This is a genomic window from Micromonospora sp. NPDC049089 (genome assembly GCF_040648775.1).
Classification (GTDB): domain Bacteria; phylum Actinomycetota; class Actinomycetes; order Mycobacteriales; family Micromonosporaceae; genus Micromonospora.
In genome coordinates, this window is record NZ_JBEZEH010000265.1 from 1 (window position 1) to 8,301 (window position 8,301).

Consider the following 8,301-nt stretch of genomic DNA (forward strand, 5'->3'; position numbering starts at 1 on the left):
AGAGTCGCCCAACGCCCGGTCGCCGTTGGTTGGTCTGGCCCGCAGCCTCGACGACGAGGCCGCCGGCCTGAGATCAGTGGGCCGGCTCGCCGAACCAGCGGCAGAGGTGCTGGTCCAGGTCCCGCTGGTCGTCACCGACCCAGGCGACGTGGCCGTCGGGGCGCAGCAGGACACCGGGGACGTCCAGTGTTGCGGTCGGATCGGCCAGGTGATCGACCCGGTCTGACCAACTGCCGACGGTCAGGCGTTCGGTCCGGTCCAGCAGCAGGCCCCGGCCGTGGTGCAGCAGACCGTAGAGGTTGCCCTGCCGCACGGCGATGTCGGGCAGGCGGCGACCGAGCAGGTCGGGGCCCGCGCCGAAGTCGTAACGGATGCCGATGGCGCTGATCTTCCCCAGCAGATGGAGGTTCACCTCGTCGAAGTCCATCAACTCGATGAGCAGCCTCCGCACCGCCTGTGCGCCCGGTTCGGTGGACAGCAACTCCGTCTGGGCTCGGGTGTTGTCCAACACCGCTTCGGCGACGGGGCGGCGTTCGGCCTGGTAGGTGTCCAGCAGTGCCTCCGGCGCCCAGCCGCGGATCCGCGCGGCCAGTTTCCAGCCGAGGTTGACTGCGTCCTGAACGCCCAGGTTGAGGCCCTGCCCGCCGATGGGCGGATGGATGTGCGCCGCGTCGCCGGCCAGCAGCACCCGCCCGACCCGATACCTGTCGGCCAGCCGGGTGGCATCACCGAAGCGGGACAACCAACGCGGGGAGTGCACGCCGAAGTCCGTCCCGGCGACGGCGCGCAACTGGTGCTTGAAGTCGTCGAGGGTGGGCGATTCGGCGCGGTCGCTGACCCCGGCGGCGGGCACCAGGACGCTGTAGACCCCGACGCCGGCTGGCCGGAGCCAGAATCGCTGATGGGTCTCGCGGACCTTGGCCACCGTGACGGCCAGCTCCTCCTGCGGGACGCCCACTTCCATCTCGCCCATCAGGCTCTCGGTCCGGGCGGGCTCGCCGGGAAAGCCGACGCCGAGCAGTTTGCGCACCGTGCTGCGCCCGCCGTCACAACCGACGAGATAGCGCGACCGCAGCTGTTCCCCGTCGGCCAGTTCGACTGTCACACCCTCGTCGTCCTGCGTGAGGCCGGCGACCGCGCAACCACGTCGGACCTGCGCGCCCAGTGCGATGGCGTGTTCTTCGAGCAGACGTTCGATGACCGGCTGCGGGATACCCAGGAGGTAGGCGTACCGGGGATCCAGGCCCTCGGGCGCGGGCTTGGGGATGGCGGCGAAGAAGGCGCTGGCCGGACGCCGCCGCCCGTGCGGGAGGATGCGGTCCAGCAGCCCGCGCATCGCCATCAGCTCCAGACTGCGGATGTGCAGGCTGACGATGCGGACGGCCGACGTCGGCTCGGTCTCCTTCTCCAGAACGAGGACCCGCACGTCGTGCAGTCGTAGTTCGGCGGCGAGCATGGCACCGGTCGGCCCGCAGCCGGCGATGATCACGTCGTACGTGCGATCGGTCGACGGTGACGTGGTGGAGAGTTGCACAGGTATTGCCTTTCGGGAGTGCCGTGTTGGCAAGGCGCTCCCGGCGACGCCTACGTCAATCGCCCGACCGTGACGGCAAGGGGGAGCACCCACATCGCTGCAACGTTCATGGGTCTCACCTCCTCAGGCGGTGTCGCGGTCACCTGCAAGCTATCTCCCCCAGCGCGATTCCGTCGAGCTCTTTCCCCGCCACGTGATCACGGGGTCGGGTGGGTCAGCGATCGGTGGAGCCACTCGGCCATCAGCGCGCGTTCGGCGTCGGTGAGCCCCGGGAGGTCGGGCAGCACCGTCGCGAAGGTCACCGCGACGGCCTTCGCGGTGGTGTCGGGTGTCGCTGGAGTTGTCGCCAGGATGCCGGAGAGCACGGTCTCGAGCATGGCCTCCCCCAGACCGAGGTCTCGCTGGTCGGGGGGCATTCCCAGCAGCGTGAGGATGGTTCCGTTGCCCGCAGAGTGGATCATCAGCAGTGCGCGCTCCTCGTCGACCCGGAGCAGGCCGGCTGCGGCGAGTCGCCGGACGCGGCGACGTAGCACGTCGAGGCCGGCGACTGTCGCCGGCGAGGGTGCGCCGCTCCCCCGGGTGGCGATCAGCGCGTACAGCTCGGGGTTTGTCAGGCCGAACTCCACGTGCAGGCGCCATCCGGCGCGTAGATCCGTTACGGGGTCGCCCGTCGGGGCGTCGGCGGCGACCGATTTGCCGCTGACGTAGGCCGCCATGACGTGCTCGGCGACGGCGTCGATGAGGCCGTCCTTGTCGCCGAACAGGCGATAGATGGTCGGCGCCTGGACGCCCGCGGCCTGGGCGACGGCGCGCGTCGTCACCGCGTTCGCGCCCTTCTCCCGCAGCAGTTGGGTCGCTGCCGCGACGATGCCCGCACGGACGTCGTCGCGGGTGTCCTGCGTCGTCACCATGAAGCGATGCTAACAGCGTCTTGTTATCCCCGAATTATCGGTGCTAACGTCTGCCAAGTACCGCCGATAACAAGGGAGTGCTCATCATGATCGTCGTCACCGGTGCCACTGGAAACCTCGGGTCCCAGATCGTCGACCGGCTGCTCGACCGACTGCCGGCCGACGCCGTGGGTGTGAGCGTGCGCGACGTCGACAGAGCAGCCGGCCTCGCCGAGCGGGGCGTACGGGTGCGCGCCGCGGACTTCACCGACCCGGCCACGCTGAAGCACGCCTTCGAGGGTGCCGACAAGGTCCTCATCGTGTCCGCCGCGATCCGCGGTGCCGGCGCGTTCGTCGCGAACCGGGCCGCCATCGACGCCGCCCGCGCCGCGGGAGCCAACCGGGTCCTCTACACCAGCCACCAGGCCGCCTCCCGGGACTCGCTCTTCGCCGCCCAGCCGATCCACGCCGCCGCCGAGGAGCACCTGGCCGAACTGGGGGTTGCCTTCACCGCCCTGCGCAACGGGTTCTACGCGAGCACGCTCAGCCTCTCCATCGGCGCCGCGCTTGAGACCGGGCAACTCGTGGCGCCGGCGGACGGCCCGGTGTCCTGGACCGCGCACGCCGACCTGGCCGAGGCCGCCGCCGTCGCTCTCACCGAGGACGGCGTACTCGACGGGGTCACGGCACCGTTGACCGCCGCGGAGATGCTCGACCTCGAAGCGGTGGCCGTCATCCTCAGCGACATCACGGGCCGCACCGTCGAACGTGTCGTCGCCGATGACGACGAGTGGCGGGAGGCCGCCATCGCGCGAGGCATGCCCGCGGCTGCGGCCGACTTCACCCTCGGCATGTACCGCGCGGCGCGAGCGAAGGAGTTCGCCGTGACCGATCCGACGCTGGAGACGGTCATCGGCCACGGCCCGACACCCGTCCGCTCGGTGCTCGAGGCCATCGTCGCCCGGCGATGACGCTCCCTCGAGCCGGTCAGCGCAGCATCGCCCGGGTCATGCGGCGGGTGGCGACGTACATCGCGATCGAGCCGAACGCGACGAGGTACGCCATCGGGATCAGCAGCTCCCAGCCGACGTGGCCCACCGCGGGTTCTCGGACCAGCTCGATGCTGTGGTAGAGCGGTAGCGCCTGGATCACCGGCCGCACCGCCTCCGGGTAGACCGACAGGGGATAGAACGTCGTGGCGAACAGGTACATCGGCAGCATGAACAGCTGGATGTACTGGAAGTCGGGAAAATCGCGCAGGTACGTGGTGACGGCCAGTCCGCCGGCCGCGAACGCGTACGAGATCAGCAGCGACGCCGGCAGGGCCAGCAGCACCCAGGCCGACGTGACCAGCCCACCGACGGCCATGAGGGCGAGGAATCCGATCGACGTCAGCAGCCCGTTGATCATCGCGCTGGTCACCTCGCCGACGGCGATGTCGGTGACGGAGAGCGGTGTCGGCAGGATCGCCTCGTAGGTCTTCTCGACCCTCATCCGGATGAACACACCGAAGCTCGTCTGGTTGAACGCCGTGTTCATCGCCGTGGTCGCCAGGATCGCCGGGGCCACGTAGGCGGCGTACGGGACATCGACGCCGGGGACCGTGCCGACGAGCATCCCGACGCCGACGCCGATCGACAGCAGGTACAGGATCGGTTCGACGAGGGCGTTGAGCAGCGGTGTGACCGACCGGCGGTAGATCATGAAGTTGCGTTCGATGAGCGCCAGGGCCCGGCGTCTCGTCCAGCTGGGTACGGCGACGGTGGTCATGGTGCCTCCAGGAGGCTTCGGGCGTGGGCCGTCACGGATGCAACCGCCGGCGGTAGGTGACCCGGGCGACCAGGTAGCCACCGATGGCGAGTGCCAGCAGGTAGCCGATGTGCACGGAGCTGCCGGCGACCGTCGCCGTACCGAGGCTGAGGGTGCGACACAGCTCCACCCCGTGCCACAGCGGCAGCAGATAGGACACCGGTCGGATCCACTCGGGTAGCTGCGAGACCGCGAAGAACGTGCCAGAGAACATGTAGAGCGGCATGATGACGAAGCGGAACACCGTGTCGATGTGGCGCAGCTTGCGTACGCCGACCGCCCACGCGGCGGCGGGTGCCGCGAACGCGACCCCGGTCAGCGTCGCGCCGAGCAGGGCGCCGAAGGCCCACCATCCTCCGATCAACCCGAACGCGGCCATCACCACGATGAAGGCGCCGCTGGCGATGAGCACCCGGAAGGTGATGAAGAGCAGGTGCCCGGCGGCGAGTTGCTCGGGCCTCAGCGGCGTCGGTGTGGCGCTGCGGTAGGCCCCGAAGCCGGCAGCCCGGGCGACACCCGGGGCCCCTTCCAGGAACGCGTTCTGCATCGCGGCGGCGGCCAGCATGCCCGGGGCGAAGAACGCCGCGTACGAGACGCCGGCGATCTGGGCCGGCGCGTTGTCGTCGACCAGGGCGCCCAGCCCGGCTCCGATGCCGATGAGGAACAGCAGAGGGTTCAACACGTTGATCACGATCGAGCCCCGCCAGGTACGCCGGTAGCGGGTCAACCAGTACCCGAACACACGAAACACCAGTGGTTTCTCCTGCTACTCGATGAGCGATCGGCCGGTGAGCTTGAGGAACACGTCCTCCAACGTCGCGCGGCGGACCAGCGCGGTGAGCGGCGTGAGCGACATGGCGTGCACCGTGGCGAGGGCCGCCTCGCCGTCGGCGGTGTAGACGAGCACCCGGTCGGGAAGCAGTTCGACGCGGCCGTCGGTGTCGTTGCCGCCGGTGGCCAGCGCCGACGTCCGCAGTTTCTCCGCCGCGGTGTCGCGTTCGTCGAGGCGGAAGCGGAGTTCGAGAACCTCGCGGGTGGCGTACCTGGTGATCAGTTCCCGGGGTGAGCCCTGCGCGACGATGCGGCCGTGGTCGACCACGATGATGCGGTCGCAGAGCTGCTCGGCCTCGTCCATGTAGTGCGTCGTGAGGATGAGGGTGACGCCCTGCTGTTTGAGCTGGAAGAGCCGGTCCCACAGGACGTGTCGGGCCTGCGGGTCGAGGCCGGTGGTCGGCTCGTCGAGCAGCAGGATGTCCGGTTCGTTGATCAGGGAGCGGGCGATGGTGAGCCGCCGCCGCATGCCGCCGGAGAGCGTCTCGACCTGGTCGCCGGCTTTCTCCTGCAGCTGAGCGAAGTCGAGCAGTCGGGTCGCGCGGTCGCGGATGACGGCCCGCGACAGGCCGAAGTATCGCCCGTAGATGTGCAGGTTCTCCCGCACGGTGAGTTCGTTGTCCAGGTAGTCGTCCTGCGTGACGACACCCAGCCTGGCCCGGATCTCCGGTCCCTGTCTCATCGGGTCCATGCCCAGCACGCGCAGGCTGCCCCCGGTGATCGGCGACGTGGCGGCGATCATCCGCATGGTGGTGGACTTGCCGGCGCCGTTGGGACCGAGGAGCCCGAACGAATCACCCCGTTCAAGCGCGAAGTCGATGCCGTCGACAGCGCGGAACTCCGCAGTGGACCCACGTGCTGGATAGACCTTCGTCAGATCTCTCGCCTCGACCAGCGCATGTTCGCTCACCCCGGCAGCCTAGGGAGAGTCGACAGTGGAGTGCAAGATCTGAGCAGATATTTGTAATTTCCAGACGTAGTCTGGATTTGACCCTCGACCGGGTCGAGGTCCGACCATCGGCGACATGACCGACCAGACGACCGCCGACCCGACCATGACCCGCATCATCGAGGCCGTGCAGTTCGGCCAGAGCGGCGCACCTGCCCGAGCCCGTGAGCTGCTCACCGCGTTGTGGGACGAGCTCGGCCCCACCGGTGACGCCCTGCACCGCTGCACCCTGGCGCACTACCTCGCCGATCTGCAGGACACCACCGAGGCGGAGCTTGCCTGGGACGAACGGGCCCTGGCCGCCGTTTCCGACCTGACCGACGAACGCGCCCAGCGGTATCTGTCCTCGCTCCAGGTCCAGGCGTTCCTGCCGTCGCTGTACCTCAACCTGGCCGACTGCCACCGGCGCCTGGGCAACGTCGGCCCGGCCCGGGAGCACCTCGCCCGAGCCCGCGAACACCTGGTGCGGTTGCCGGACGACCCGTACGGCGAGAGCATCCGCGCCGCGGTCCGGGACTTCGCCGCTGACGATCCGACCGACCGTCGGCGGTAACGGTCGGTCGGGTCACCGGTCCTGGCGAGCGACGCCGGTGCGGTACTCCTGCGGCGAACGTCCGTAGTGGGCACGGAAGAGGCGGCTGAAGTGGGCCTTGTCCGGGAAACCCCAGCGGGCGGCGATGGCCTGAATCGACTGCCGCAGCAGCGGGTTGCCGAGATCACGCCGGCACTGCTCCAGGCGCTTGGCGCGGATGAGTTCGGCAACGGTTGTCGCCTCCGCCTCGAACAGCCGGTGCAGCGACCGCACCGAGATGTGGTGGGCGGCGGCGACGCTGCGAGGGCTGAGCTCGTCACTGTCGAGGTGGCGGTCGATGAAGTCGACGACCCGGGCTCGAAGTGCGGTCTGCCGCGCTTCCGGCGACAGGGTGTCCTCGATGTCGAGGTACTGGGCGAGCGCCGCGGTGAGCAGGTCCACCGCCACCCCGCCCAGGATCTCGGCCTCGGTCGGCTCGAACTGCTCCGGGTGTGCCGCGATGTTGCGCAGGTGGTGGGACAACAGCCCGCCGACGCCGAGGTGCGACGGCATCGGCGTGGCCAGCAGACTGCGGAGCCGGTCCGGCGCCAGGGGCAGCGCCGCGTACGGTATCTGCACGGTGATCGTGGTGGCGGGACCGGAGCCCTCGACGCGGTGTCGTGCGACGTGCGGTCGTGCGGTGTCCAGGAGCGTGAAGTGGTTCCTGGCTTCCAGCGTGGACTCGGTGCGGTCCTGGATCAACGTGCTGTGACCCGTCAGTGGTATCGCGAGTTGATAGAAGTCCCCCTCGATTCTGCGGACCAGTTTCGTGGGCCGGATCGCGTCCAGCGACGGGTAGCGCAAAGAGGTCATCCGGATGCGGCCGAGATCGATGGCCTGGGCGTAGGCCACGAAGTTGTCCAGGTGACCGCTGCTGATGTGCACCGGTGCCGTCTCCTGAGCCACCAGGGCGTACCAGAACGCGAACCGGTCCGCCGGAGGCAACACCGTCGTGTCCAAAACCAGGTTGGGCAACACTCCGCTCGCCTCCCCGCATATGCGAAGATGGATTCTTGCATGCCTCGACGCTCTTTACCCGCGACGGGAATCCCACGCCCGGTGCTACCCGGCGGGTTGGCGAGTGTCGGCGGTGACCGGTGCCGACATTCGGGAGGCAGCCGACGAGATGACCAGCGTGCTGCTGCCCCACCGGGACCGCGACTGGTCGGTGCCGGCCGGCCCGCTGAGCTGGAGCTGCTGGACGACAGCGGCGCACGTCGCGCACGATCTCCTCGCGTACGCGGGCCAGGTCACCGGCCGCCCGGATGACGGCTATCTGCCGTACGACCTGCGGGTCTCCCCCGACGCGAGCCCGACGCAGGTGCTCACAGTGGTGCGGGCCTGCGCTGGTCTGCTGGCCGCCGCCGTCGACGCCACCTCGCCGGACGTGCGGGCCTGGCACTGGGGTCCGTGCGACCCGGCCGGTTTCGCCGCCATGGGCGTGGCTGAGACTCTGCTGCACACCCACGACATCACCCTCGGTCTCGGTGTGCCGTGGCAGCCGTCGCAGCGGCTGAGCGCGCTGGTGCTGCGCCGACTCTTCCCGGACGCCCCGCCCGGGTCGGCGCCCGAGGTGCTGCTCTGGATGACCGGCCGCGGCGAGCTGCCCGGCCGGGCCCGGCGCACCTCCTGGAGCTGGCGGGCCGCTGTCGACTGACTCGCACCGACGTTGCGGGGTGGGTGGTCGCCCGCATCGGGTCCACCCGGGGGGATGGAG

General features: G+C 69.6%; 9 protein-coding genes. 3 read left to right on the forward strand and 6 right to left on the reverse strand.

The genetic code is table 11. From position 1 onward, the window contains the following. Nucleotides 1-73 precede the first annotated feature (73 nt). Both rox and AB0B48_RS30260 read right to left on the reverse strand, forming a co-directional pair. The gene (rox, locus tag AB0B48_RS30255) at nt 74-1,534 is read right to left on the reverse strand and encodes a rifampin monooxygenase (RefSeq protein ID WP_357207440.1); all 1,461 of its coding nucleotides are present in this window, start codon (nt 1,532-1,534) and stop codon (nt 74-76) included. Between the two features lie 197 nt (nt 1,535-1,731). Further along, entirely contained in the window at nt 1,732-2,445 is a 714-nt protein-coding gene (locus tag AB0B48_RS30260) for a TetR/AcrR family transcriptional regulator (RefSeq protein ID WP_357207442.1), read from the reverse strand. Between the two features lie 86 nt (nt 2,446-2,531). Here AB0B48_RS30260 and AB0B48_RS30265 point away from each other — a divergent pair, with 86 nt between their 5' ends. Next, nucleotides 2,532-3,395 carry an NAD(P)H-binding protein gene (locus AB0B48_RS30265; protein ID WP_357207445.1) on the forward strand — a complete coding sequence of 288 codons (864 nt, stop codon included), beginning with the start codon at nt 2,532-2,534 and terminating at the stop codon, nt 3,393-3,395. A gap of 16 nt (nt 3,396-3,411) precedes the next feature. Here AB0B48_RS30265 and AB0B48_RS30270 read toward each other — a convergent pair whose 3' ends face one another. The 3 genes from AB0B48_RS30270 to AB0B48_RS30280 are packed head-to-tail and all read right to left on the reverse strand — an operon-like array spanning nt 3,412 to nt 5,941. Next, nucleotides 3,412-4,194, reverse strand: coding sequence for an ABC transporter permease (locus AB0B48_RS30270; RefSeq protein WP_357207447.1), 783 nt, complete (start codon nt 4,192-4,194; stop codon nt 3,412-3,414). 31 nt (nt 4,195-4,225) lie between these two features. Next, the gene (locus AB0B48_RS30275; RefSeq protein WP_357207449.1) at nt 4,226-4,984 is read right to left on the reverse strand and encodes an ABC transporter permease; all 759 of its coding nucleotides are present in this window, start codon (nt 4,982-4,984) and stop codon (nt 4,226-4,228) included. Nucleotides 4,985-4,999: 15 nt separating this feature from the next. Beyond that, a complete protein-coding gene (locus AB0B48_RS30280; RefSeq protein ID WP_357207456.1) occupies nt 5,000-5,941 on the reverse strand; it encodes an ABC transporter ATP-binding protein in 942 nt (313 codons plus the stop codon). A 148-nt stretch (nt 5,942-6,089) separates the two neighbouring features. On the opposite strand from AB0B48_RS30280, the gene AB0B48_RS30285 reads away from it, so the two are divergent. Continuing rightward, nucleotides 6,090-6,566, forward strand: a complete 477-nt coding sequence (locus tag AB0B48_RS30285) for a hypothetical protein (RefSeq protein ID WP_357207451.1) — start codon at nt 6,090-6,092, stop codon at nt 6,564-6,566. Nucleotides 6,567-6,578: 12 nt separating this feature from the next. On the opposite strand, the gene AB0B48_RS30290 is transcribed toward AB0B48_RS30285, so the two are convergent. Then, on the reverse strand, nt 6,579-7,559 hold the full coding sequence (locus AB0B48_RS30290; RefSeq protein ID WP_357207454.1) for a helix-turn-helix domain-containing protein: 981 nt from the start codon (nt 7,557-7,559) through the stop codon (nt 6,579-6,581). Between the two features lie 115 nt (nt 7,560-7,674). Between AB0B48_RS30290 and AB0B48_RS30295 the strand changes: the two genes are divergently transcribed. Further along, the gene (locus tag AB0B48_RS30295; protein WP_357207459.1) at nt 7,675-8,241 is read left to right on the forward strand and encodes a maleylpyruvate isomerase N-terminal domain-containing protein; all 567 of its coding nucleotides are present in this window, start codon (nt 7,675-7,677) and stop codon (nt 8,239-8,241) included. Nucleotides 8,242-8,301 lie beyond the last annotated feature (60 nt).

Coding starts and splice junctions, on each gene's coding strand:
- AB0B48_RS30260 (WP_357207442.1), bottom strand. CDS start 2,445: ATGGTGACGACGCAGGACACCCGCGACGACGTCCGTGCGGGCATCGTC.
- AB0B48_RS30270 (WP_357207447.1), bottom strand. CDS start 4,194: ATGACCACCGTCGCCGTACCCAGCTGGACGAGACGCCGGGCCCTGGCG.
- AB0B48_RS30285 (WP_357207451.1), top strand. CDS start 6,090: ATGACCGACCAGACGACCGCCGACCCGACCATGACCCGCATCATCGAG.
- AB0B48_RS30265 (WP_357207445.1), top strand. CDS start 2,532: ATGATCGTCGTCACCGGTGCCACTGGAAACCTCGGGTCCCAGATCGTC.